The following is a 25729-nucleotide window of genomic DNA, read 5'->3' on the forward strand; positions in this document are numbered from 1 at the left end:
GGTCAGCCCCTTCCAGCCTCGCGGCGCATCGGCGGCCACTGGCGATAGGTCATCGCCCGCCACAGCCACTCCATCGGTCCGAAGCGGAAGCGGCGCAGCCAGGCATGGGAAAGCGCGACTTGCGCGGCGAACAGCAGCACAGCGAAGAGCAGCTGCACGCTGCGCGGCATCACGTCGAAATAGCCCAGGCCATGGTGGTAGAACACCCAGGTGCACAACAGCGACTGCCCCAGGTAGTGGGTCAGCGCCATCCGGCCGACCGGCGCCAGCCAGCCCAGCCGCGCGCGCCACTGCACGATCCAGGCGAGGTAGCCCAGGCACATCGGCAGCGCGCCGATCATCACCAGCGCCATCGCCGAGGTCACACCAAGGTCGTAGGCACCGGGTGCCAGGTAGGGTTTCCAGGCCACACCCAGCACGGTGACCAGCAGGCCCAGCGGCAAGGCGACCCAGCGCAGCGCCGCGAACAGGCGCGGATGGCGTTCCGGCGCGGCCAGCGCGCCACTGCCGGCCAGTCCACTGCCGATCAGGAACATGCCCAGTACCGCCGGGCCGGTGATCAGCAGCGCCCCCATCGACGAACCAAACTCATGCAGGCGCTGGATGCAGGCCTGGATCCAGTTGCCGTGTCCGTAGACCATGCGCTCCCGGGCGATGCTCTGCTGCGCGTCGACCAGCATCTGCTGCGCGTCTTGCGGCGTCGCCAGTGAAACCATGGCACCGAGCAGCATCATCATCGCCGCGCCACCGAGGTAGACGATGACGCCCATCCACGGCAGCCAGCTGCGCGGTGCCTCGCGGCACGCCAGCAGGGGCAGCGACGCCAGCGCGTAGAGCACCAGGATGTCGCCGGACCAGACCAGCAGCGCGTGGCACAGGCCGATCAGCATGAGCCCGGCGCTGCGGCGCAGATAGAACGGAGTGAACTCGCGGCCGGCGGTCTCGGCGCGCTGTGCCATCACTGCGAATCCGGCGCCGAACAGCAGCGAGAACAGGGTGAAGAACTTGCCCTGCACGAACACATAGACGAAGGCGTCGGCCCCGTAATCGATCCCCTGCCAACGCACGTCGATACCGGTGAATGCCAGGTCCAGCGGTCCGCTGAAGGCCTCCATGTTCATCAGCAGGATGCCCAGCAACGCGGCCCCGCGCAGTATGTCCAGCACGGCGATGCGGTCGCCGGAGGCGACCGGCTGCAGGGAAGACGAAGCGCTGTTCACAGGACATCCGGCGGGCAGGTCCTTCATTATGCAGCCCGCCTGCGCGCCGTGGACGAGCGCGCGGTGTTCCAGACATGCAACGGCCCGCCGAAGCGGGCCGTTGCTGCCGTCACGATCGCAGGGCGATCAGTGCGCGTGACCGCCGTCGCCGTGAACGTGGCCGTGCTCGATCTCTTCCTTGCCGGCTTCGCGCACGTCGACGATTTCCACGTCGAAGTGCAGGTCCTTGCCGGCCATCGGATGGTTGAGATCGACGTCGACCACGCTCATGCCGACCTTCTGCACGGTCACCGCACGCGGGCCGAAGTTGGTCTGCAGCACGACCTGCTGGCCCGGCGCCAGCTTGGTATTGCCGAAGTGCTTCTTCGGCACGCGCTGGGACAGGCCTTCGCGGCGCTCGCCATAGGCGTCGGCCGCCGTGACGTCGACACTGAAGGTGGCGCCGGCTTCCTTGTCCATCATGGCGTTTTCCAGGCCCGGGATGATGTTGCCGTGACCGATCAGGATCGCCAGCGGCTCGCCGCGGTCCTTGGACGATTCGATCGGCTCCTGGCCGACTTCGGAAACGGTGTAGTGGAAGCGGACAACGCGGTCTTTTTCGATCTTCATGCGCGACTCTGTCTGGTTCTGCCGGAGGCAGACGGGTTGGGGCGGGTTGTCGCCCGGCGGGGACGCCGCCATCATGACGGCCAATCCAAGGTGGCGCATTATCCGGAGAACATGCACATCACGCCAGTTTCGTCCGGCCCGCGCCGGCTGTCCGCGCCCGCCCTGCTGCTGGTCCTGCCCCTGCTGCTGACCGCCTGCGGCGGCGGCAAGGCCACCCGGACGGCGGCGCCCCCGCCGTCGGCGCACTGGCCGGCGACCACCCCGGACAATCCCGAGGCCGCCAATTCAGTACTGATGCGTGCCATCAGCCTGGTCGGCACGCCCTACCGTTACGGCGGCAACACCCCCGAATCGGGCTTCGACTGCAGTGGCCTGGTCGCCTATGTCTACCGCGAGATGCTGGATCTGAAGCTGCCGCGCACCTCGCGCGACCTGGCCGCCGTACAGGGCCCGAGGATCGATCCGAAGCGTCTGGCCACGGGTGACCTGGTGTTCTTCGGCAGCCGCGGCAACGTCACCCATGTCGGCATCTATGTCGGCGAGGGGCGCTTCGTGCACGCCCCCAGCACCGGCGGCACGGTGCGCCTGGACTCGCTCAGCGGGCCCTACTGGAAGGACCACTACACAGGGGCCAAACGCGTCCTTCGCTAAAATGAACAGGCGACATGTTCAAAATTGAGAATTACGTCACAGTGGAAATAACGGTTTTATAACGGAATTTTTAACTTATCAGTGCTTTTACAGGGCATGATGCCCCATCGTTTTTTTTCTGTGACCGACGCGTGACGACTGACGACCTGACGTGCAAAGGCCAGACCGCCGCTTCCCCGCGTAGTGTCCGCCCTGTTCTTCTGGGCTTGGCACTGTGCCTGACCAGCCTCCCCGCCTGGTCGCAGACCGTTCCCTCACGCGCCGACGCTGCTCCGGTCCCGGCGACCGACAATGGCGTACGTGTGACGGGCAAGACCGACACCGCGGCCCCCCAGCGCAGCCGCACCGATGCAGCCGCCAGTGCCACGCTGGCCGCCCTGCTGCCGCACCTGGCCGCCAACGACACCATTCCGCTGATGGACCGCTCGGCCATGGTCGCCGGCGATCTGAGCCGCCTGCTCGCCAACTACGACACCAGCAGCGCTGCCAATGGCAGCGTTGTCGGCAGCGCCGCCGACAATGGCAAGGTGCAGTCGCTGCTGCGGCGGGCGATGACCCTGCTCGGCACCCCCTATCGCTGGGGTGGCAGCAATCCGGACAGCGGCTTCGACTGCAGCGGCCTGGTCGGCTACGTCTTCCGTTCGGCGCTGGGCATCGAACTGCCGCGCGTCTCCCGCGAGATGGCACACGACAACAACGCCGAGCTGATCAACGACCGTGCCGCCCTGGCCGCGGGTGACCTGGTGTTCTTCGGTCGCAAGGGCCGGGTCGACCACGTCGGCATCTATGTGGGTGACGGCCGCTTCCTGCATGCCCCGAGCGCAGGCAAGGATGTCCGGGTCGACACCCTGCTCAGCGGCTACTGGGGCAACAAGTTCATGCAGGCGCGCCGCGTCGAGCTCTGACGCCGCCTTTCCAGGCACCGCCTGATAGCTGAAAGCCGCTGCCCTGCAGCGGCTTTTTCGTTGCCCGCGGAATGCCTGGGATGCGTCTTCCCTTCCCTGGCCCGGCGGGCACGCCCACAACGAAAAGGCCCGCCAGTCCGGCGGGCCTTCATCTCTCGCATGACAGGCCGCTGCGCGGCGTCTCAGCTGCGTGGCGGCGTAGGGTCCGGGTCATCCACGCCCACGTTGCTGGAGGGATTGTCGTACACCGACTGGTCGAGCAGGCCGGTCTCCTTGGCCACCAGCACCGGCACCAGCATCTGACCGGTCACGTTGGTCATGGTGCGCATCATGTCCAGGATACGGTCGATGGCATACAGGTAACCGATGGTCTCCAGCGGCAGATTGGCGGCACTGAGCACCACGGTGGCCATGATCACGGCCGTACCCGGCACACCGGCAGTACCGAAGCTGCCCAGCACCGAGGCGATCAGCACCACCACGTACTGCTCCGGCGTCAAAGGCACGCCGCTGTACTGGGCGATGAAGACCGCGCACAACGCGGGGTAGATCGCGCCGCAGCCGTCCATCTTGATGCTCGCACCCAGTGGCACCGCGAATGCACCGTAGTCCTTGTTGACGCCCAGGTTGTGGGTGATCGAACGCAGCGCCACCGGCATCGCGGCGAAGCTGGAGGAGCTGACGAAGGCGACCTGCATGCCTGGCGCCGCGCCGCGGAAGAACTTCAGCGGGTTCAGGCCGTGCGCCAGCAGCAGCGCGCTGTAGACGACCACGATGTGCAACGCACAGGCCACGTACAGGGCCAGCACGAAATGCCCCAGCGGCAGCAGCTTTTCGAAACCGTAACTGCCCACCAGGCCGGCAATCAGGCCGAAGGTACCGATCGGGGTGACTTCCAGCACGAAGCGGGTCACCTGGATCATGATGTCGCTCATCTGGCCGACCAGCTTCCGCGCCTCGGTCACCTTCTCGCCCAGCTTGACGATGGCAAAGCCCACCAGGCCGGCGAAGAAGATCACCGGCAGGATCGAGCCCCTGCCAGCGGCCAGCACGGTCTCGCCGGCGGCAGTGACCCGGGTGCCGATGCCGGACAGTGCATAGAAGACGTTGGCCGGCACCACATCCAGCAGCACCTGTACCACGCTGGGAACCTCGCGCGGTACATAGTTGCTGGCCATGGACAGCTGCAGGCCACCGGCACCGGGCTGCAGCACGGTGCCCACGCCCAGGCCCACGCACACCGCCAACGCCGCGGTAATCACGAACCACAGGAAGGTGCGGCCACTGAGCGCTGCAACCGACTTCTGGCCATGCAGTGACGAGATCGCGTTGATGACCGCGAAGAACACCAGCGGCACCGCGATCATCTTGATCAGGGTGACATACAGCTCACCGAGCGGACCGAACCACGTTTCCGCAGCGGGGCCGAGCGCCCAGCCGGCCAGCGCACCAAGCACGAAGCCGCCGACCACGCGCTGCCAGAATGGAATCCGCAGCCAGGCAGAGACCAGCGTCATAGGCAATCCAGAGGGGAAGGAAGGGATGCTGGCACGATAGCCCAAGGCGGCCCGCAGAACGACCGTCCGCCCGGCAAATCAGTGTGTCATCGGCGTGCCTTGCGAGGGCGGGCATAATGAACGTCCCGTTACAGTTTGTGAGATCCCAGCGTCCATGCGCCGTTCCGTCTCCCTGTTGGCCACGTGTGCCACCACCCTGCTGCTCGGCGCCTGCGCCAGCACCACCCCCGCTTCCGCGCCGGCAGGCCTGAAGGTCGCCGTCGAGCCGGTTGCACACCCGGCCGGCGAGACGCCGCAATGGTGGTACCGCAGCGGCGCCGCCCAGGCCGCCGCCAATGGCGCGATGGCCGGCAAGGCCCGGAATGTCATCCTGTTCCTCGGCGACGGCATGAGCCTGACCACCGTGGCCGCTGCGCGCATCTACGAAGGCCAGAAGAAGGGCGGATCGGGTGAAGAGAACCTGCTGTCCTGGGAACGCTTCCCCGCCACCGCGTTCAGCAAGACCTACAACACCGACTCGCAGACCCCTGATTCGGCGGGCACCATGACCGCCATCACCACCGGCGTGAAGACCCACATGGGCGCGATCGGTGTCAGCGCAGGCGCCCGCACCGATTGTGCCGACAGCCTGTCCAAGGGCCTGCTCACCTGGCTGCAGCTGGCCGACAGCGCCGGCCTGGCGACCGGCATCGTGTCCACCGCGCGCCTGACCCACGCCACCCCGGCCGCCACCTACGCGCACTCGCCGGAGCGCAACTGGGAGAATGACACCGATCTGACCGAAGCGGCCAAGGCCGCCGGCTGCAAGGACATCGCCCAGCAGCTGCTGTCCACGTCGCGCTATGGCCGCGGCCCGCTGGTCGCGCTCGGCGGTGGTCGCGGTGAATTCACCACCGTGGAAGAGCGCGATCCGGAATACGACGACAAGGTCGGCCAGCGCCTGGATGGCCGCAGCCTGGTACAGGAATGGCAGCAGGCGCATCCGCAGGGTGCCTACGTGTGGAACAGCAGGCAGCTGGCCGCCGCCGCAAATGCGCCGGCCATCCTCGGCCTGTTCGAGCCGGACCACATGCGCTACGAGTACGAGCGCCCACAGGATCCGGCCGGTGAGCCGAGCCTGGCCGAGCTGACCGCTGCTGCGATCACCAATCTGTCGCGCCATCAGGAAGGTTACGTGCTGATGATCGAAGGCGCTCGCATCGACCATGCCAACCACAGCGGCAATGCCTATCGCGCACTGACCGAAACCGTGGCGATGTCCGATGCGGTGCGGGTGGCGTCGGAAATGACGTCGGCCGACGACACGCTGATCATCGTCACCGCCGACCACTCACACACCCTGAACTTCGTCGGCTACCCCGCACGCGGCAACCCGATCCTGGGCAAGGTGAAGGACAAGGGCGGTGAGGACGGCGCCGGCAAGCTGGACTACGCGCTGGACGGCAACGGCCAGCCTTACACCACCTTGAGCTACGCCAATGGACCGGGCCACACCGGCAGCACCAACCAGCAGCCGGCGGGCAGCAAGCGCTACCCGCACAACCCGAGCAGCTTCGAGCCGGCCAAGGGGCGTCCGGACCTGCATGATGTCGACACCGAGCATCCGGACTACATGCAGGAAGCGCTGGTGCCGATGAAGTCTGAATCGCATGGTGGCGAGGACGTCGGCATCTGGGCGCGCGGTCCCGGCAGCAAGGCGATCCGCGGCACGCTGGAGCAGAACACGATCTATCACATGATCGTGCAGGCAACGCCGGCGCTGCGCGATCGCCTGTGCCAGGCGGGCACCTGCGATGACAAGGGCGTACCGGTGCAACTGCCGGCGCCCAAGGCCTTCGAACGCAGCGTCGACGGAAAGTAACGGCACGGCGGACGCAGTGTGCAGCCGGGCCATGCCCGGCTGCATCCCGCCCGTGAGTCGAAGGCGCGGCGCGACCCCGCCGATCACCCTACACTTCACCCGTGACTGCCTTCCCCGCCCTGGTTTCCCTCGATGCACCGCTGCTGGTCGGCTACAGCGGCGGCTTGGATTCGACCGTCCTGCTGCACTGGCTACGGCGCTGCACGCAGGCGGCCGGCGTGGGACTGCGCGCTGTACACGTACATCACGGGCTGCAGCCCGACGCCGATGCCTGGGTCCAGCATTGCCAGCAGCAGTGCGCGGCCCTGGGAATCGAACTGGTCGTACACCGCGTGCAGGTCGAGACCGGCACCGGTCTGGGCCTGGAGGGTGCAGCCCGGCAGGCGCGTCGCGCTGCTTTCGTCGCCTCTCTGCGCGACGGAGAGACGCTGGCCCTGGCCCAGCATCAGGACGATCAGGCTGAAACTTTCCTGCTGCGCGCGTTGCGCGGTTCCGGTGTTGATGGCCTGGCGGCAATGAGCAGGGACAGCATGCTCGCCGGCCACCGGCTGTGGCGGCCGCTGCTGCAGGTCCCGCGCGACGCTCTGCATGACTATGCGCGGGCCCACGATCTGCACTGGATCGAAGACCCCAGCAACGACGACGCGTACGCCGACCGCAACTTCCTGCGCCTGCAGGTGCTGCCGCTGCTGCGCCAGCGCTGGCCGCACGCCGCAGCGGCCCTGGCCGGCAGTGCCGATCATTGCGCGCGCACCCGTGGCCTTCTGCAGGAAGAGGACACCGAGCTGCTCGCGCACCTGGAAGCAGCCCCGCGCGTGCTGTCCTTGCAGCTGCTGCGGCAGGTATCGCCGGAACGCGCCGCACGCGTCCTGCGCACCTGGGTGGCCAGCCATGGCGCGGCACCGCTGCCGGGGCGGGTGCTGCAGCAGATGCTCGAGGAAATGCTGCCCTCCGCTTGCGACCGGCAGGCGCAGGTGCGCTGGCAGGATCACGTCATCCAGCAATGGCGCGAGCATGCCTATCTGCTGCCGGCCGAGCTGCCTGCCCTGCCCCTGGACTGGCAGGAGGAGTGGGACGGCCGGGTGCCTCTGGCCTTGCCAGATGGCGGCCAGCTGCGCCTGCTGGGCGCCGCGATGTTCCAGCAGCCGATGCAGGTGCGTGCACGGCGTGGCGGCGAGCGCATCGTGCTGCCGGGACGCAGCCACGCACATGCCTTGAAGGACTGCCTGCAGCGTGAACATCTGGCCCCCTGGCGGCGCGCGCAGCTGCCGCTGCTGTTTGCTGACGGCAACCTGCTGGCCGCCGCCGATGTGGTGATCGCCGCACCGCTGCAGGCCTGGCTGCACGCTCACGACGCCCAGCTGCGGTGGCAGCCGGGTGGCTGGTGAATTGACCCCTGCGCGCGTGCCGTCCACACTTGCCGCATGGCCAAGAAGTCCCCCGAAAACGCCTCCCCTGTTGCCCAGTTCGAGCAGTCGCTCGAATCGCTGGAGCAGCTGGTGGAGCAGATGGAAACCGGCGAGCTGAGCCTGGAAGCGTCGCTCAGTGCTTACGAACGTGGCGTGGGCCTGTACCGCCAGTGCCAGCAGGCGCTGGAGCAGGCCGAACTGCGCGTCCGGCTGCTCAGCGATCCGGCACAGCCCGATACGGCAGAACCCTTCGATCCGCCCAGCCATGACGGCTGAGGCGGCGTTCGCGCGCTGGCGCGACCGGATCGAAAGCCTGCTCGATGCCGCCCTGCCCTCGCCGGCCGATGCACCGCAGCGGCTGCACCAGGCCATGCGCCATTCCGTCCTCGGCGGTGGCAAGCGCATGCGTCCGCTGCTGGTCTATGCCACTGGCCAGTTGTTCGGCGCTCAACCGGAAAGGCTCGACGCGGCCGCGATGGCGGTGGAACTGATCCATGCCTATTCGCTGGTGCACGACGACCTGCCGGCAATGGACGACGATGCCCTGCGCCGTGGCAAACCCACCACCCACATCGCCTTCGACGAAGCCACCGCGATCCTGGCCGGCGACGCCCTGCAGACCCGCGCCTTCAGCCTGCTGGCCGAGGCACCACTGCCGGCAACACTGCGCGTGGACTGCCTGCAGGCGCTGGCACACGCCTCCGGTGCCGCCGGCATGTGCGGCGGCCAGGCGCTGGATATCGATGCCACCGGACAGCAGCAGTCGCTGGCCGCGCTGACCCGGATGCATGCGCTCAAGACCGGCGCGCTGATCCGTGCCGCGGTACGCATGGGCGCATTGTGCGGCGATGCGCCGGAGCCGCAGCGGATGCAGCTGGACGCATTCGCCGATGCACTCGGCCTGGCGTTCCAGGTCCGCGATGACATCCTCGATGTCGAAGCCAGCTCCGAGCAGCTGGGCAAGACGGCAGGCAAGGACCAGGCGCAGGACAAGAGTACCTTCCCCGCCCTGCTCGGCATGGAGGGAGCGAAGGCGCAGCTGCGCGAACTGGCGGCCCGCATGCAGGCTGCTCTGGCGGGCTACCACGAAGAGGCCGATGCGCTGCGCGCGCTGGCCAGGCTTGCGGTGGAGCGCGATCACTGACGTGGTGCGCAACGAAAACGCCCGGCAATGCCGGGCGTTTTCATGTCCGCATGCAGCCGGTCTTACTTGATCAGGCGCAATGCGAACGGGTAGCGATAGGCTTCGCCGTTGTTGGCCTTGACCGCGGCAATGATGCAGAACACCAGGCTGACCAGTCCGACGATCGGCATCAGGATCGCGCCGATGACCACGATGGTCAGGATGATGCAGACCACCATCGCGATGGCCACGGTGATCTGGAAGTTCAGCGCTTCCTTGGCCTGGTCGGTGACGAAGGACTTGCCGGCGTCGTCCTTGTTGATCAGCCAGATGATCAGCGCGCCGATGAAGCCGGTGAAGATGCCCAGCAGGTGCGCGGCCAGGGCCATGGTGCGCTGGTCTGCCGGGACATCGGCGGTGACCGGCGGCGGCGGCGGGACGTTATCGAATTCACTCACGACAAAACTCCTTTTCATTGGGTGGTCTTGACCCACCGGCATCAGGCCGGTTGCGTCAGGCGGCCATAGCTTACGCCATCGACGCCATCAATCATTACCGGCGATGGTCATCCGCCCCACCAGGATCGAACCGGTCCGGATGTGCGAGCGCGGATCGACATCGCTGCCCACCGCTTCGATCGCCATGAACATCTCGCGCAGGTTGCCGGCAATGGTGATGCCGTCCACCGGGTACTGGATCTCCCCGTTCTCGACACGGAAGCCACCGGCCCCCCGCGAGTAGTCACCGGTCACACCATTGACACCCTGCCCCATCAGCTCGGTCACCAGCAGGCCGCTGCCCATCTGCCGGGCGATGTCTTCCAGCGGCCCGGCGTTGGCCGCCAGCTGCAGGTTGTGCACGCCGCCGGCATTGGCCGTGGTCTGCAGGCCCAGCTTGCGGGCCGAGTAACTGCCCAGTACGTAGCGCTGCAGCACACCGTCGCGGACCAGTGCCGACGCGCGGGTCGCCACGCCATCGCCGTCGAAGGCGGCCGAGCGCAGGCCGCGGCGCAGGTGCGGCAGCTCGTCGATCTGCATCCAGTCCGGGAACAGTCGCTGTCCGGCGCTGTCCAGCAGGAAGCTGGCCTGGCGGTAAAGCGCGCCACCGGACACGGCCGACAGCAGATGGCCCACCAGACTGCGCGCCACTTCCGGGGCGAACAGCACCGGCATGCTGCCCGTAGCCAGCGAGCGCGGCTGCAGGCGGGCGACGGTACGCGCGGCGGCCTGGCGGCCGACCTGGGCCGGATCTTCCAGGTCCTGCCTGGCCAGCGCGCTGGTGTACCAGCCGTCGCGCTGCATGCCATCGCCCTGGCCGGCGATCAGCGCACAACCGATCGAATGGTGGGTGCCGCGCTCACGGCCAATGAAGCCGTGCGAATTGGCGTACACCGACAGGCTCTGCGAGCTGGACACCGCCGCGCCATCGGAGTTGCGGATCTGCGCGTCGGCCTCGCGCCCGGCGGCCTCGCAGGCCAGCGCCAGGTCCACCGCTTCATCGGCCTGCAGGGCCCAGGGATGCCAGCCGTCCAGGTCGGGAAAGTCCTTGGCCATCAGGCCGGCATCGGCCAGTCCGGCGGCCGGATCATCCTCGGTGTGGCGGGCGATCGCGCAGGCCTGCTCCACGGTGGCCGACAGGCTGGCCTCGTTCAGGTCGCCGGTGCTGGCGCTGCCCTTGCGCTGGCCGAAGTACACGGTCACTGCAATGCCGCGGTCGCGGGTGGACTGTACGGTTTCCACTTCGCCCAGGCGCACATTGACCTCCAGGCCGCGGTCCTCGCTGCAGCTGACCTCGGCTTGGCTGGCCCCCAGCGCACGGGCACGCTCGAGCAGCTGCTGGGAAAGGTCGGCCAGCCGTTCCAGGCGGGCCGGGCTGTCGTCGCCGACAACCACTTCAGGGGCGATCACGTTCAATGCTTTATCCTGTACAGGTTGGGCCCGGCATCACGCCGGGCGACTTTTTTGAAAGCAGGTGTGGACGATGCGCGGACGCGACGAAGAAACCGGTGAATTCCTTGACAAGAGCCGCAAGCAGAAGCGCGGCGAAGCCCTGGAAATCCTGGCCCTGGGTGAGAAGCTGGTGTCGCTGACCCCGGCCCAGCTGGCGCGCCTGCCGATTCCAGAGGATCTGCTGCCGCACATCGCCGAGTGCAAGCGCATCACGGCCCACATCGCCCACAAGCGGCAGCTGGCGTTCCTGGCCAAGCACATGCGCCGCGAGGAAGACGAAACCCTGGAGGCGATCCGCGATGCGCTGGACGCCAACAGCGAAACCTCGCGCCGCGAAGTGGCGATGATGCACCGCGTGGAAGACTGGCGCGAGCGCCTGCTGGACGACGGCGACAAGGCGCTGGCCGCGCTGCTGGACGAGTATCCGCAGGCGGATCGCCAGCAGCTGCGCACGCTGGTGCGCAACGCCCAGGCCGAGAAGGCGAAGAACAAGCCGCCGCGCGCCTACCGCGAGATCTACCAGGTGCTGCGCGGGCTGATGCTGCCGGCCGCGCTTGGCCTGAAGGTCGCCACCGACGACGACACCGGCGCCGATCTGGACGACGCGACCGACGAGGACTGAGTCCCCGCCGGCCGGGGCGCTGGCCGGGGCCGTTGCCATGTTCAGGCCTGGGTGCCGCCGACGGTCAGGCCCTCGATCAGCAGCGAGGGCTGGCCGACACCCACCGGCACGCTCTGCCCGTCCTTGCCGCAGATGCCCACGCCCTCGTCCAGGGCCAGGTCGTTGCCGACCATGCGCACCTTCTGCATGGTTTCCGGGCCGTTGCCGATCAGGGTCGCGCCCTTCACCGGCGTGGTGATGCGGCCATCCTCGATCAGATAGGCCTCGGTGGCCGAGAACACATACTTGCCACTGGTGATGTCGACCTGGCCACCGCCAAAGTTGACCGCGTACAGCCCCTTCTTCACCGAGCGGATCATCTCCTGCGGATCGTGCTGGCCGGCGCGCATGTAGGTATTGGTCATCCGCGGCATGGTCAGGTGCGCGAACGACTCGCGGCGCGCGTTGCCGGTCGGTGCCATGCCCATCAACCGTGCATTGAGGCTGTCCTGCATGTAGCCGACCAGGATGCCGTCCTCGATCAAGGTCGTGCACTGGGTCGGATGGCCTTCATCATCGACGTTCAGCGAGCCGCGACGACCGTCCAGGGTGCCGTCATCGACGATCGTCACCCCCGGGGCCGCCACGCGCTCGCCGATGCGACCGGCGTAGACGCTGGTGCCCTTGCGGTTGAAGTCGCCCTCCAGCCCATGGCCGACCGCTTCATGCAGCAGCACGCCAGGCCAGCCCGGGCCGAGCACCACCGGCATCACACCGGCCGGCGCCGGCACCGCGTCCAGGTTCACCAGCGCCTGGCGCAGCGCCTCGCGGGCGAACGCTTCCGGCCGGCCATCGGCGAACAGTTCTTCGTAGCCATAACGGCCACCACCGCCGGCATAACCGGACTCGCGGCGACCGTTCTGCTCGACGATCACCTGCACGTTCAAGCGCACCAGAGGGCGGACGTCGGCACCCAGAACGCCGTCGCTGCGCGCGATGAGCACGGTGTCAACGCCACCGGACAGGCTGACCATCACCTGCTTCACCCGCGGATCGGCGGCACGCAGATAGCCATCCAGGCGCTTGAGCACTTCAACCTTGGCCTCGTTGCCGAGCCCATCGATCGGATCCAGCGCCGGATACAGCGCGCGTGCATTGCCGCGCAGCAGCGAGCGGCCCGCCTGGGCACCGCCCTCGCGCGAAATCGCGCGTGCCGACTGCGCCGCCGCCAGCAGCGCATCGGCATGGATGTCATCGGAATAGGCGAAGCCGGTTTTCTCGCCGGCAATGGCACGCACGCCGACCCCCTGCTCGATGGAATGGGCACCGTCCTTGACGATGCCGTCTTCCACGCTCCAGCTCTCACGCCGGGCGTGCTGGAAATAGAGGTCGCCGAAATCGACACCGGGGCCGAGCAGCTGGCCGAAGGTGCGCTCCAGTCCAGCGGTATCCAGGCCGCCGGGGCGCAGCAGGCGGTCTTGGGCAAGCGTCAGGGCGATATCAGTCATGGCTCTCGATCTGGGGATGCAGGGGCACTCAGGCAAGCCCCGGGGAATGGGAGGCCGCGCTCAGCGCGACCGCGGCAGGTCGGTCACGGCCGGTGGAAGGGTCGGCGCAGGTGCGGGAGCCGGCGGGGTCCGTTCGCGGCTGCGTTCGATCACCTCCACCTTCGGCTCCTTCCAGGGACCGGTCACCTTGTAGGTACGGGCGCCGATCTCACCCAGCGGCTTGGACAGCACCGCATTGGTCGCCGCCCCCAGCGCCGCCCCGACCGGGCCACCGGCCACTGCGCCGACCACGGTCAGCAGATTGCCGGCACGCGGATTGACGTCGATGGTCTGGTCGAACTGCTGCTGGCGCAGGTCGGCCTGACCGCGGATGGTGATGTTCGCCGCAGGCCCTTCGATCAGCACCTTGTCGGTGCGGGCCACGCCCTGGCCGAACTGCAGGCTGCCCTCGATCTGATTGAACGCGAAGCCCTTGGAGAAGAAATCACGGAAGTCGAACATCAGCCGCCGCGGCAGCTGGGCCACGCTGAGCAGACCCAGCACGCGACCGGCACCGGGGTCCAGTTCCAGCAGCTGACCGTTGCGCGCATGGATATCCAGCTGGCCCTGCAGATTGCCCAGCTGGAAGTCCGACGGCCCGCCATTCCACGACGCCTGCAGCTGCGCCTGGCCGGCGCCGCCACGCAGCTGGCCACCGTAGTCGAGATTCTGCATCAGCGCGCCGAGATCCTCGCTGCGCACCTGCGCGTTCAGCTCGGTGCGGGCGCCGCTGCTGCTGCCCAGCCAGCGGCCGGTGATATCGATCTCCTGGTCGGGCGCGCGGAAGCGCAGGGTCTGCACCTCCAGGCCGTTGCCCCGCGGGCGGGTGCGCAGCACGGCCTGGCCGAGCGCCACCTTGCCGAACTTCAGGTCGGCGATGTCCAGCGCGAACGGCGGCAGTCTGGCCGGATCCATGTCGTTGGCGCCGGCCTGCACCCGGGCCGGTGCCGCTGGCGCACCGGACGCGGCCGGCGGTGACTGCCAGTACACCCGGTCGAGCTGGCCGCTGATGGTGCCGCCCTCGGCATTGGGCACGCTCAGGCGGCCAGCCAGCGAAGGGCCGTCCAAGCGCACATCCAGCGCCTGCGCGCCCGGGCGCAGTTGCAGGCGGGTCTGCTCGAACACCCCTCCGATCAGCATCAAGCGGCCGACCTGCACGTCGATCGCCCGCAACGGCATCGGATCGCCGTCGCCGTCTCCGCCGCGGGCCAGGCCGATCCACTCCAACGCGTCCAGGGTCGGGCTGTGACCGTTGACCGCCAGCCCGCTGGAAGGCGGCTCGCGGTCGACCTGGCCGCTGCCCAGGGTCACCTGCACGCCGGTCTGATTGTTATGGCTGCGCGCGGCCAGGGCCAGGCGCTGGCCAAACGCCACGTCGATGCGGCCATCCCCCATCGGCAGCTGCGCAGTCACGGTGGTGGCCAGTGGCTCGTCGGCGGGCTTGTCCAGCGGGGCGGGAAGATCCAGGCGCGTGCCTGCCAGATCCGAGCGCAGGCGCAGTTCGCTGGGAGGAGCGGGCGCGCCTGGCGCGACCTTCGGCAGGTTGACGGCGATGGTCCAGGGCGAGGTACCGGTGATGTAGGGCTTGAGCCAGGCCATTTCCGGCGCGCGGTCAATCAGCACGCCTGCATCAAGGCGCGCCGAAAGCTCCGACTCGAAGGCCAGCTTCGGGTCACGCACGAACCCACCCGCGCGCAGGCTCAGTTGGCCGTCCTGGCCCAGATGGCGCACCGCCAGTTGCTCGGCGGCAAAACCACCGTTGCCGTAGCGGGCCAACCCACGCATGTTGTCGAATTCCAGCGCGAAGCGCTTCTCCACCAGCTTCACGCCGGCCAGATCGACCGTGCCCTGCAGGTGCCCCCCCCCTTCGTCGGCATGCAGCGGCTGCAGCAGGTCGAAGGTCACCTGCGCCGGCCCGGTGGCGGTCAGGTTGTCCAGCGTCTCGCCGTATTCCTGGTGCAACGGGCTCTGCCGCAGCAGCGCCAGCAGCTTTCCGGCTTCGCTGCGGGTATCGGCACGCACGTACAGCGGCTGCTGGCCGAAATCCTTGATGCCGGCCTCGAAGTGCTGCACCGGCACGCCTGCCAGGTCACCGCGCCCCTGCATGTGGAAGCCAGGACCGATGAAGGCGATGTCGGCGTCAACCTGGCTCATCAGCGGCCAGTCGCGCTGGAAGCGGATGTCGCCGCGGGTGATATGGCCGGTGGCCTCGAACCGCCCGTCGTTGTTGTCGAAGGGCCAGTCGTCGAGGTCACCGGTGACCAGGCCGATACCATCACGCACCTGGCCGCCGGCCAGCGCCATGTCCAGCCAGTCGGTGGCTCCCTTGCTCATCCTGGAATGGATCCAGAAGCGCTTGGCGGCCGTCATCGGTACATCGTCCAGCTTGGCCGCCAGCTGCAGCCACGGACGCGTGCCATTGCCCTGGAACCAGACACCACCGCGCAGATCGGCTGCGTAATCCGTGCCTTCCACACGCAGGGCGGCCGTGCCGATGCGCCAGCCGCCGCCTTCGTCGCGCCACCCCACCACCTGGCCTGCCAGGTGCAGGTCATGGCGCACGCCGAAGCCGGTCGGCCAATCGAACTGAAGCTCGCGCTGCGGCTGCAGCTGCAGGCGGAAGCCATCGGCGTCGCCTTCGAAATGGCCGCCCAGCCCACGCAAGCCAGGTGCGTCACCGACGCTGGCAAAACCCAGCGACTGCAGCTCGCCCTGGGCCCACAGCGGACCGTTGCGCGTGCCGGCCAGCTGCAGTTCCCGCAGATCCAGCTGCGGCTTTGACAGGAACAGCCAGCGCCGCAGGCCAGGTTCCAGGCGGTCACTCAGCGCCAGCGCACGCAGCGCGGTGCCGGCCTGCACCGCCCCGCTGCGGATGCCCAATTGCGTGCCGACCTGCAGTTGCAGTCCATCAAGCTGCTGCGCGCCGGTGTCGTCCACCAGCCGCAGGCGCGGTACCTGCATCGCCCATCCGTCCGCCTGCCGCTGCCAGCGCAGCAGCGCCTGCATGCGCTGCAACTGCAGCCGGGGCACTGCCAGCCCCGGCATCGGTGCGCCGTCGATGCGCAGATCCCGCAGATCCGAATCGGTGGTCAGCGCTACGGGGACGAAATCGCGCAGGGTCAGCCACACATTGAGTTCGCCGCGTCCTTCACGCAGGCGCACGCCCCCGGCCGCCAGCAACGGCGACCAGGCGCGGAAATCGATGGGATCGGCGCCCAGCCATGCCTCGCCGTCGCCACGCACACGGTCCACATCCAGCACGGCGGTCAGCGGAAGTGCGTCGGTCTGGGCCCAGGCCCGCACGCCTACCCGCAGGCGGTCGCCGTTGACGCGCAGGCGCAGATCGACGCGCGGCAATACGGTGTCGATGCCGAGTGCCGGGGCCTGCACGCCCAGCCGGCCGCCGATCACCTGCAGCTCGCCCAGCCGGCGCAGCGCCTCCAGCGGGTCCCCCCCGCTGCTGGGCTGCGGCAGGCCACGCACCGACCAGCGACCGTCCTGGCTCTGCTGCAGATCCAGGGCCAGGCCGCGCAGACGCAGCTCGGTCAACGAACGGCCCGGCAGCAGGCCGCTGTACATCGACACCAGGATTTCAGCCTCGCCGACCGCCAGGCCCTGCCCGGCGCCGATGCGCAGGCCCTTCAGCTGCAGCAGCGGGCCACGACGGGTCCACGCCGTGTCCAGCTGGTCGAAACGGACCGGCTGGCCTGCGCGCTCGCTCAACCAGGCGGCGATCCTGTCGGGGTGTCGCTCGGCCAGCGGCAGCAGCTGGCTGAAGGTGCCCACCAGCAGCGCCAGCCCGACCAGGGCCACCGCACAGGCAGCAATGAGATGACGGCGGATCCTTCGCAGTCGCAGGCGCGGCGGCGCGCTCATCGGCCGCCGCCGACCTTCGGCCGGCGTGGATCAGAGCAGCACAACATCGAACTGCTCCTGCAGGTACTGCTCATCCGCCTGGAAGCGGATGCTCTTGCCGAGGAACTCTTCCAGCTCGGCCACCGCCGCGGATTCCTCATCGGTGATGCGCGCCACCACCTTGGTCGACGCGATCACCAGCAGGCGCGCGGCATCGAACTGGCGCACCGCGCGGGTGATCTCGCGGAAGATCTCGTAGGTGACCGTTTCGGTGGTCTTGATGGTGCCGCGACCGCTGCACTGCGGGCAGGTCTCCGACAGCTGGCGCTCCAGGCTTTCGACCGTGCGCTTGCGGGTCATCTCCACCAGGCCCAGCGGCGAGAAGTCGTAGACCGTGGTCTTGGCATGGTCCCGCGCCAGCGCCTTTTCCAGGGTCCGCAGCACCTGGCGGCGGTGCTCGGCATCGTCCATGTCGATGAAGTCGATGATGATGATGCCGCCGAGATTGCGCAGGCGCAGCTGCCTGGCCACGGCCTGCGCCGCCTCCAGGTTGGTGCGGAACACCGTCTCCTCCAGGTTGCGCTGGCCGAGGAACGACCCGGTGTTGACGTCGATGGTGGTCATCGCTTCGGTCTGGTCGATCACCAGGTAGCCACCGGACTTCAGCGGCACCTGCTTGTCCAGCGCGCGGCCGATCTCGTCCTCCACGCCGAACATGTCGAAGATCGGGCGATCGCCGGAGTACAGCTCCAGCTTCTCGGCCAGCACCGGCATGTACTTGGCCACGAAAGCCTGCAGCTGCGCGAACGTTTCCTTGGAATCGACCTTCACCTTGTCCACGTCCTTGCGGATCAGGTCGCGCACCGAACGCAGCGGCAGGCTCAGGTCTTCATAGATCACGCTGCAGGGGGTGGCGTCGCGGCCGCGGCGCTCCACCACGTTCCAGACCCGCGACAGATAGGCGATGTCCTCGGCGATGGCTTCGGCCGGCTGCCCTTCGGCGTTGGTGCGCACGATGTAGCCGTAGCCGCCGTGCTGTGCCGACAACTCGGTCACCAGCGCCTTCAGACGCGCGCGCTCGGCCTCGTCCTCGATGCGCGCGGACACGCCCACCACTTTCGATTGCGGCAGCAGCACCATGTAGCGCGACGGGATGCTGATCTGCGTGGTCAGCCGCGCGCCCTTGGTACCGATGGGATCCTTCACCACCTGCACCACGATGTCCTGGCCGTCGCGCAGCAGCTCGACGATCGGCACGCTGGCCGGTGGTGGCAGGGTGGTGTTCTCGGTGTCGGCACTGGCCACCGGCGCTGGCCGCACCACGTCGTTGGCATGGAGGAACGCAGCGCGCTCAAGGCCGACCTCGACGAAGGCGGCCTGCATGCCCGGCATCACCCGCTGCACCTTGCCCTTGTAGATGTTGCCGACCACACCCCGGCGCCAGCCGCGCTCGATGTGCAGTTCCTGCAGCATGCCATTCTCGATCACCGCGACCCGGGTCTCGCGTGGGGTCACATTGACCAGGATTTCCTCAGACATCTGCAGCCTCCCTGGCGGCGTTGGCAATGGGAGCCGGCACGCCGCAGCGCGCCAGCAGACGATCGGTGTGCAGCAGCGGCAGCCCCATCACACCGGAGTAGCTGCCGGACAGGTGTTCGATCCAGCGCTCGGCCCCACCCTGGATGGCGTAGGCCCCGGCCTTGTCCAGCGGCTCACCGGTGGCCACATAGGCGGCGATGTCGGCGGTGCCGATCGCAGCGAACGTGACCTCGGACACCACCAGTTCGCTGTCCAGCCCGGCCGCGCCGACCACCACCACGGCCGTCATCACCTGGTGCGTGCGTCCGGCCAGGCGCGCCAGCATTGCCCGGGCATCGGCGGCATCGACCGGCTTGCCGAACACCTCGCCATCAAGCACGACCTCGGTGTCCGAGCCCAGCACCCGTGCGTCCGGGTCGTCGGCCAGCACCCGGGCCAACCCGGCACGCGCCTTGTCGGCCGCAACCCGGCAGACGTACTGTTCGGCGCTTTCACTGGGCGCGCGCTGCTCGACAACCTCCAGGTCAAGCGCCTGGAAGGGGCGTCCGAGTCGGGCCAGCAGCTGGTTGCGTCGGGGGGAGCGGGAAGCAAGATAGAGCATCGGCACAGCATAACCTGAGGCCGCCGCCTGAATCGTCGGCAACCTGCTCCCGCGTGCCTTCAACCCCGAATGGACTCACAGCGCGTTCATCGCTACGACACCACCCTCACGCCACAACAAGGAGATCCCATGCGCCTGACCGCCTCCCCGCTGCTGCTTGCCCTGTCCCTCGCCCTTGGAGCCTCGATGTCCGCCCATGCCGCCCCGCCGCCGCCGATCGCCGCCCCGGCCGAGGGCACCCTGCTGAACATTTCGGCCAACGCCGAAGCGACCCGTGTGCCGGATGTGGCCACCCTGTCGGCCGGCGTGGTCACCCAGGCCGCCGACGGCAACAGCGCCATGCGCCAGAATGCGCAGCAGATGGACAAGGTGCTGGCCGCGATCAAGGCGGCCGGCATCGCCGAGCGCGATGTGCAGACCAGCGGCGTCAGCCTCAACCCGCAGTACCGCTATGCCGACAACGAAGCACCGAAGATCACCGGCTACCAGGCCAGCAACACCGTCAGCCTGAAGGTCCGCGACATCGCCAAGCTGGGCCGGGTGCTCGATGCGCTGGCCGCCCAGGGCGCCAACCAGATCAACGGCCCCAGCTTCGAGATCGACCAGCCGGAGCCGGTCTATGACGAAGCCCGCCTGGCCGCGCTGAAGAAGGCACAGGCGCGCGCCCAGACCTATGCCAAGTCGCTGGGCCTGCAGGTGCGCCGCATCGTCAGCATCTCTGAAAACAGCAACGGCGGCTTCCGCCCGGTGCCGATGATGCGGGCACAGATGGCCTCGGCCGCCATGGACAAGGCCACGCCGGTCGCGCCGGGCGAATCCACCGTTTCGGTCAACCTGGACGTGGTGTTCGAGCTGGGTCGCTGACGACCCGGCACGGCGGGGGCACTGTCCGCCGGACAGCGCCCTGCCCTGATCTGCTGCCCACGGGGCCGGATGCCTTTCCAGCGGAAAGGTCTCCGGCCCCGTTGCGTAGATGAAGGCCAGATCAACATCGCCTGACATGCCTCTAGGCAATGGCGGCCACGACGCGCTAATGCTTGGCTGCCAGCCGCGTGCGGCAAACCCCGATGGCGGCCCTGGTGCGTTGACGTCTTTCGACACTGGCACGGAGGTGGACCATGGTTCGTACGTATCCCGTTGCATCCGCGCACTTCGACCCCGCCCGCATCGCCGCCTGGAGCGCGGCCATCGCACTGCATCTGCTGGCGTTGCTGCTGCTGCTCATCCCCGCCACCTACCAGGCGGTACAGGCCCCGCGTGACACGACCACGGTCCGCTGGATCGAAAAGGTCGAGACACCGGAACCTCCGCCGATCCTGCCCACCGAACCCGAACAGGTGAAGGTCGCCCCCCGCTCCCAGGCGGTGCCGACCGCACCGGCGCTGCCAGCCCCCACCGCAACGGTCGAAGACGCGCCGGGCATCGTCCTGCCGGCCGCCGAACCGACCGCCGTGATGGCGCCGCCGACGCCGACGGCAGCTACGCCGCTGGCGGGAGCCCAGCTGCAGTACCGCAGTGCGCCGCCCCCGGCCTATCCCATCCCCGCGCTGCGCAACCGCGAACAGGGCACGGTCCTGCTGCGCGTGGAAGTGGACAGCAACGGCCAGCCTGTTGCGGTCAGCATCGAACGCAGCAGCGGTTCGCGCAGCCTGGACCAGGCCGCACGCCAACAGGTGCTGCGCCACTGGCGGTTTGAGCCCGCCCAGCATGACGGCGTGGCGGTGCCTGCCATCGGCATGGTGCCGGTGCAGTTCTCGCTGCCCGACTGACCGCTGCACCGGCCCGGCCTCAGGCCGGGCCGGAATCCGCGACCGGGTTTGCGAATCCGCACACCGCCCGTCCGCTCGCTGCCGATTAAGCAAAATTTCACGACTCCGTCACCTGCCGGAAACCTAGATTGGCCCGTCCCGGACCTGATCCGGCGACAGCCCTCAACGCAAGGTTTTCCAGTTAGGAGAGAAGCTGTGAAACACCCGATCCATCGGCCCGCCAGCCGCCGTGACACCCTGGCATCGTCCATCACTCACATCCTTACCGGCAGCACCCTGCTGCTGGCCGGCGCCGTGGTTTCCTCCTCCGCCTTCGCCCAGGAGCAGGCCACCAATCTCGACCGCATCACGGTCACCGGCTCGAACATCCCGCGCACCAATACCGAGACACCGTCCCCGGTGCAGGTGGTGACCCGCCAGGAGATCGACCGCACCGGCAAGACCACGGTCGCCGAATACCTGCAGACCCTGACCGCCGACGGTTCCGGCTCGATTCCCAAGACCTTCGGCAACGGCTTTGCCGGCGGCGGCGCCGGCATCTCCCTGCGTGGCCTCGGCGCCGGCTCGACGCTGGTGCTGTTGAATGGCCGCCGCATGGCCACCTACGGCCTGGCTGACGATGGCCAGAAGGTCTTCACCGATCTGAGCACCATTCCGCTGGATGCGGTGGAGCGCGTGGAAGTTCTGAAGGACGGCGCATCGGCGATCTATGGCTCCGACGCCATCGCCGGCGTGGTCAACATCATCCTGCGCAGCGATTTCCAGGGCGCGATCCTGCGCGGTTCCTACGGCGTCTCCGGCGACGGCGACGGCGATGCCAAGAAGGCGACGCTGACCGCAGGCACCGGCGACCTGGCCACCGATGGCTGGAACGCATTCTTCAGCCTGGACGTCGGCAAGACCGACGCGATCAAGATCGGCGACCGCAAGAACCGCAAGTGGATCGGCACCGGTGACATCCGTCGCTGGGGCTATTCCGCCGCCGACGCGCAGTTCCTGGGCGGTGCCTACCTGTCCGGTGGTACTGCCGGTGGCGTGGGCCCGAACGGCTCGGTGTTCGACGACCGCAATGTCGACGACGACAATCCCGCGTTCCTGGTGGCTCTGCCGGGCTGTGCCAATCTGACCAGCATTCCCGGCCAGACCGATGCGACCGCACAGCAGCAGGGCTGCCTGTGGGATCCGGCGCAGAAGTTCCGTGACCTGAGCCCGGAAGAGAAGTACATCAACGTGTTCGGACGTGCCAGCTTCGCCTTCGGCGAAGGCGGCGAGATCTACACCGAGATCGGCTACTCGAAGAAGGAAACCACCTTCAGCAACACGCCCTCGGGCGTGTCCGGCGGCTGGGGCTATCCGGAAGGACCGGTCAACGCCAACAGCGGTTCCGGTGCCACCGTGCTCGGCCCGGATCATCCGGACAACCCGATTCCCGGCCAGGCCTCGCGCCTGCGCTATTCGGCCTGGGACGTTGGTCCGCGCGTGACCAACAACACCAACGAGTTCAACCGCTTCCTGGTGGGCGTCAAGGGCAACTGGGGCGACTGGAACTATGACACCGCCTACCTGCACTCCGGCACCGACCTGATCAACCGTCGTACCGGCTTCCTGCACTACGACAACGTCCGCTGTGCACTGGCCAACCCGAACTGTGCCGGTGGCGTATGGCGCATCGGCGACAACGCCAACCTCAACTCGCAGGCGCTGTACGATTTCATCTCGCCGGAGATCAGTGCACGCGCCAAGTCCAGCCTGGACATGTTCGACTTCACCGTGTCGCGCAGCCTGATGGACCTCAAGGGTGGCCCGCTCGGCCTGGCGATGGGCACCGAGTGGCGCAAGACCAGCAACAGCCTGACCCCGCAGACGTTCACCGACACCGGCGACATCATCGGCCTGGGCTACTCGGCCTATGACGGTACCCAGAACGTGTACGCCGGATACGTCGAACTGTCCGCGCCGGTGCTGGAACAGCTGGAGCTGTCCGGTGCACTGCGCTACGACAAGTACGAGAGCGGTGAAGGCAAGGCGACGCCGAAGCTGGGCGTGAAGTGGACCCCGGCCGACTGGATCGCGCTGCGCGCCAGCTACGCCGAAGGTTTCCGCGCGCCGAACCCGGCCGAGAACGGCGACGGTGGCCTGGCCGCCTTCTCCAACGCCCGCGACCCGGTGCGCTGCGCCATCAGTGAAGCCGAATGCACCGCACGCTCGGTGGCGATCATCACCCGCCCCAACAGCGACCTGAAGCCGGAGGAATCCAAGAGCTATTCGGTGGGTATCGTGCTGCAGCCGACCTCCTCCACCTCGATGACGGTGGATGCGTGGCAGATCAAGCGCACCAACGAAATCGCCCAGGGCAGCACCGCCGACGCCATTGCCGCCGGCAACGTCCTGCGCGACACCAACCTGCTCAACGGCATTGCCGGCACCGGCAGCATCCTGGCGGTCAACACGCAGTACATCAACGCCGCTTCCACCCGCGTGCGCGGTATCGACACCGATATCCGCCAGACCTTCGATATCGGTCCGGGCCAGCTGGAAATGGATCTGCAGTGGAGCCATGTGCTGAAGTTCGAGCGCACCGATGCCGATGTGACGGTCGACTACGCCGGCACCCACGGCAACTGCGACGTCACCAACTGCATCGGCACGCCGAAGGACCGCATCAACTTCGGCACCACCTGGAGGCAGGGCCCGTGGAGTGTCAGCGGCGTCGCCAACTACATCAGCAAGCTGGAGAACAAGGACCGCCGTGGCGGCGACTACCTGGCGTTCTACGAGGATGGCTCGCCGGTCGAGAAGATCTCCTCGTTCACCACCTTCGACCTGTCCGGTCGTTGGAACATCACCGAAGCCTTTGAACTGAACGCATCGGTGCAGAACGTGTTTGATCGCATCGCACCGCTCGATCCGACCACCTATGGCGGCGTGAACTACAACCCGCTGCACTTCAGCGGAGCCATCGGCCGCTACTTCACGGTCGGTGCCAAGTACACCTTCAACTGATCGTCGCTGCAGCATCACCTTCGGAGGCCCGGGCACATGCCCGGGCCTCCGTCGTTGCAGATGTTGCATGCGGCTTCACGGCACTGCCGCTACTGTGCCCCTGCGGCCGCGCTGCCGCAGGGGAGATTCATGGCTGCGACCTCACAACGGCTGGGCCTGGCTGCACTGACCGCTCTGGTGGTCGGCTCGATGGTCGGCGCCGGCATCTTTTCCCTGCCACAGAACGTGGCGCGCAGCGCCGGTCCGGCCGCCGCGATCATCGGCTGGGCGGTGAGTGGCGCCGGCATGCTGATGCTCGCCTTCGTGTTCCAGGCCCTGGCCAACCGCCGGCCGGACCTCGATACCGGCATCTACGCGTATGCGCGGGAAGGCTTCGGCAACTACATCGGCTTCTCCGCGGCATGGGGCTACTGGGTTGCCTCGGTACTCGGCAACGCCAGCTTCTTCGTGCTGATCTTCAGTGGCCTCGGCCACTTCATGCCGGTGTTCGGTGAAGGCAATACGCCGGCAGCGGTGGCCGCCTCGTCGCTGTTGCTATGGACCGTGCACCTGCTGGTGCTGCGCGGCCTGCGCACTGCCGCCATCGTCAACGGCCTGGTCACGGTGGCCAAGCTGCTGCCCATTGCGTTGTTCCTCATCCTGGCCGCCGGCGCGTTCCGCATGGACGTGTTCGGCGCCGATTTCCTGGGTACCCCCGCACTTGGCGATCTCGGCCAGCAGCTGCGCGGCATGATGCTGGTGACCGTATGGGTGTTCATCGGCATCGAAGGCGCCAGCATCTATTCCCGGCGCGCTGCGCGTCGTGCCGATGTAGGGCGCGCGACCGTGATCGGCTTTCTCGGCGTATGGCTGCTGCTGGTCCTGGTGAGCCTGTTGTCGATGGGCGTGCTGTCGCAGGCCGAGCTGGCCGCCCTGCCCAATCCATCGATGGCCTACGTGCTGCGCGCCATCGTCGGCGAATGGGGCGCGACCGTGATCATCATCGGTTCGATCATCTCGGTGCTTGGCGCCCTGCTGGCCTGGGTACTGCTGTGCGCCGAGGTGCTGTATGCGGCTGCCGGCGACGGCACCATGCCCGCGTTCCTTGGCCGCGAGAATGCGCGCGGCGTGCCGGCCAATGCGCTCTGGCTGAGCAACGGCCTGATCCAGTTGTTCCTGCTGCTGGTGCTGGTGAATTCCGGCAGCTATACCGGCCTGGTACTGCTGGCTGCATCGATGAGCCTGGTGCCCTATTTCCTGTCCACGGCATTCGGCGTGCAGCTGGCCTGGCGTGGTCAGGCCTATGCGGGCGGCGAAGCAGGAATCCGCTGGCGCGACTTCAGCGTCGCGCTGCTGGCGAGCGCATACGCGCTGTGGCTTGTTTATGCCGGTGGCCTGCACAACCTGCTGCTGTCGGTGCTGTTGTATGTACCGGGCGTAGCGCTGTTCACGCTGACCCGTCGCCAGCGTGGCGAACAGGTGTTCACGCCTTGGGAGTGGGTGCTGTTCGGCGCCATCCTGGCCGTTGCGATCGCCACACTGATGGCGTTCTGGCGAGGAGCGCTGACTCTGTAGAGCAAAAAGAAACCTG

20 protein-coding genes are annotated in these 25729 nt (G+C 67.8%); 11 read left to right on the top strand and 9 right to left on the bottom strand.

Annotated features, from left to right (window positions below; all coding sequences use genetic code 11):
* Positions 1 to 2: 2 nt before the first annotated feature.
* Together N8888_RS13390 and N8888_RS13395 are read right to left on the bottom strand one after the other, a co-directional pair.
* Complete coding sequence (locus N8888_RS13390; RefSeq protein ID WP_263175211.1) at positions 3 to 1247, bottom strand: DUF418 domain-containing protein; 1245 nt, start codon at positions 1245 to 1247, stop codon at positions 3 to 5.
* Positions 1248 to 1346: 99 nt separating this feature from the next.
* A complete protein-coding gene (locus N8888_RS13395) occupies positions 1347 to 1829 on the bottom strand; it encodes an FKBP-type peptidyl-prolyl cis-trans isomerase (RefSeq protein WP_053516805.1) in 483 nt (160 codons plus the stop codon).
* A gap of 111 nt (positions 1830 to 1940) precedes the next feature.
* Here N8888_RS13395 and N8888_RS13400 point away from each other — a divergent pair, with 111 nt between their 5' ends.
* Positions 1941 to 2480, top strand: a complete 540-nt coding sequence (locus N8888_RS13400; protein ID WP_263175212.1) for a C40 family peptidase — start codon at positions 1941 to 1943, stop codon at positions 2478 to 2480.
* Between the two features lie 131 nt (positions 2481 to 2611).
* Positions 2612 to 3385 (top strand): C40 family peptidase, encoded by a 774-nt coding sequence (locus N8888_RS13405; protein WP_429001022.1) that lies wholly within the window; start codon positions 2612 to 2614, stop codon positions 3383 to 3385.
* A gap of 182 nt (positions 3386 to 3567) precedes the next feature.
* Here N8888_RS13405 and N8888_RS13410 read toward each other — a convergent pair whose 3' ends face one another.
* Positions 3568 to 4902 (bottom strand): dicarboxylate/amino acid:cation symporter, encoded by a 1335-nt coding sequence (locus N8888_RS13410; RefSeq protein ID WP_263175213.1) that lies wholly within the window; start codon positions 4900 to 4902, stop codon positions 3568 to 3570.
* 154 nt (positions 4903 to 5056) lie between these two features.
* On the opposite strand from N8888_RS13410, the gene N8888_RS13415 reads away from it, so the two are divergent.
* The 4 genes from N8888_RS13415 (at position 5057) to N8888_RS13430 (ending at position 9316) form a co-directional block, all read left to right on the top strand.
* Complete coding sequence (locus N8888_RS13415; protein ID WP_053516800.1) at positions 5057 to 6763, top strand: alkaline phosphatase; 1707 nt, start codon at positions 5057 to 5059, stop codon at positions 6761 to 6763.
* 101 nt (positions 6764 to 6864) lie between these two features.
* Positions 6865 to 8151, top strand: coding sequence for a tRNA lysidine(34) synthetase TilS (gene tilS / locus N8888_RS13420; RefSeq protein WP_197572518.1), 1287 nt, complete (start codon positions 6865 to 6867; stop codon positions 8149 to 8151).
* 36 nt (positions 8152 to 8187) lie between these two features.
* Positions 8188 to 8448 (top strand): exodeoxyribonuclease VII small subunit, encoded by a 261-nt coding sequence (locus N8888_RS13425; RefSeq protein WP_065174877.1) that lies wholly within the window; start codon positions 8188 to 8190, stop codon positions 8446 to 8448.
* Complete coding sequence (locus tag N8888_RS13430) at positions 8438 to 9316, top strand: polyprenyl synthetase family protein (protein WP_197572519.1); 879 nt, start codon at positions 8438 to 8440, stop codon at positions 9314 to 9316. The genes N8888_RS13425 and N8888_RS13430 overlap by 11 nt, the downstream gene beginning before the upstream one ends.
* A 62-nt stretch (positions 9317 to 9378) precedes the next feature.
* On the opposite strand, the gene N8888_RS13435 is transcribed toward N8888_RS13430, so the two are convergent.
* Together N8888_RS13435 and pmbA are read right to left on the bottom strand one after the other, a co-directional pair.
* Entirely contained in the window at positions 9379 to 9753 is a 375-nt protein-coding gene (locus tag N8888_RS13435; RefSeq protein ID WP_053516791.1) for a DUF4870 domain-containing protein, read from the bottom strand.
* 87 nt (positions 9754 to 9840) lie between these two features.
* Positions 9841 to 11208, bottom strand: coding sequence for a metalloprotease PmbA (pmbA, locus tag N8888_RS13440; RefSeq protein ID WP_263175214.1), 1368 nt, complete (start codon positions 11206 to 11208; stop codon positions 9841 to 9843).
* 67 nt (positions 11209 to 11275) lie between these two features.
* Between pmbA and yjgA the strand changes: the two genes are divergently transcribed.
* Positions 11276 to 11866 (top strand): ribosome biogenesis factor YjgA, encoded by a 591-nt coding sequence (yjgA, locus tag N8888_RS13445; RefSeq protein ID WP_263175215.1) that lies wholly within the window; start codon positions 11276 to 11278, stop codon positions 11864 to 11866.
* A gap of 41 nt (positions 11867 to 11907) precedes the next feature.
* Here yjgA and tldD read toward each other — a convergent pair whose 3' ends face one another.
* Genes tldD through N8888_RS13465 form a run of 4 tightly spaced genes read right to left on the bottom strand, consistent with a single transcriptional unit; the run spans position 11908 to position 19387 of the window.
* The gene (tldD, locus tag N8888_RS13450; RefSeq protein ID WP_065174873.1) at positions 11908 to 13353 is read right to left on the bottom strand and encodes a metalloprotease TldD; all 1446 of its coding nucleotides are present in this window, start codon (positions 13351 to 13353) and stop codon (positions 11908 to 11910) included.
* 60 nt (positions 13354 to 13413) lie between these two features.
* Positions 13414 to 17268 (bottom strand): YhdP family protein, encoded by a 3855-nt coding sequence (locus N8888_RS13455; protein ID WP_263175216.1) that lies wholly within the window; start codon positions 17266 to 17268, stop codon positions 13414 to 13416.
* Positions 17269 to 17298: 30 nt separating this feature from the next.
* Complete coding sequence (gene rng, locus N8888_RS13460; protein ID WP_053516779.1) at positions 17299 to 18786, bottom strand: ribonuclease G; 1488 nt, start codon at positions 18784 to 18786, stop codon at positions 17299 to 17301.
* Positions 18779 to 19387 (bottom strand): Maf family nucleotide pyrophosphatase, encoded by a 609-nt coding sequence (locus N8888_RS13465; RefSeq protein WP_053516777.1) that lies wholly within the window; start codon positions 19385 to 19387, stop codon positions 18779 to 18781. The genes rng and N8888_RS13465 overlap by 8 nt, the downstream gene beginning before the upstream one ends.
* 129 nt (positions 19388 to 19516) lie before the next feature.
* Here N8888_RS13465 and N8888_RS13470 point away from each other — a divergent pair, with 129 nt between their 5' ends.
* The 4 genes from N8888_RS13470 (at position 19517) to N8888_RS13485 (ending at position 25713) form a co-directional block, all read left to right on the top strand.
* Complete coding sequence (locus N8888_RS13470; RefSeq protein WP_053516775.1) at positions 19517 to 20251, top strand: SIMPL domain-containing protein; 735 nt, start codon at positions 19517 to 19519, stop codon at positions 20249 to 20251.
* A gap of 254 nt (positions 20252 to 20505) precedes the next feature.
* Positions 20506 to 21156, top strand: a complete 651-nt coding sequence (locus N8888_RS13475) for an energy transducer TonB (protein WP_065174870.1) — start codon at positions 20506 to 20508, stop codon at positions 21154 to 21156.
* 195 nt (positions 21157 to 21351) lie between these two features.
* Positions 21352 to 24159, top strand: a complete 2808-nt coding sequence (locus N8888_RS13480) for a TonB-dependent receptor (RefSeq protein WP_065174869.1) — start codon at positions 21352 to 21354, stop codon at positions 24157 to 24159.
* A gap of 129 nt (positions 24160 to 24288) precedes the next feature.
* Entirely contained in the window at positions 24289 to 25713 is a 1425-nt protein-coding gene (locus N8888_RS13485) for a basic amino acid/polyamine antiporter (protein WP_111186401.1), read from the top strand.
* The last annotated feature ends 16 nt before the right edge of the window (positions 25714 to 25729 follow it).

It is taken from the genome of Stenotrophomonas maltophilia (assembly GCF_025642255.1).
GTDB classification, from domain to species: domain Bacteria; phylum Pseudomonadota; class Gammaproteobacteria; order Xanthomonadales; family Xanthomonadaceae; genus Stenotrophomonas; species Stenotrophomonas maltophilia_P.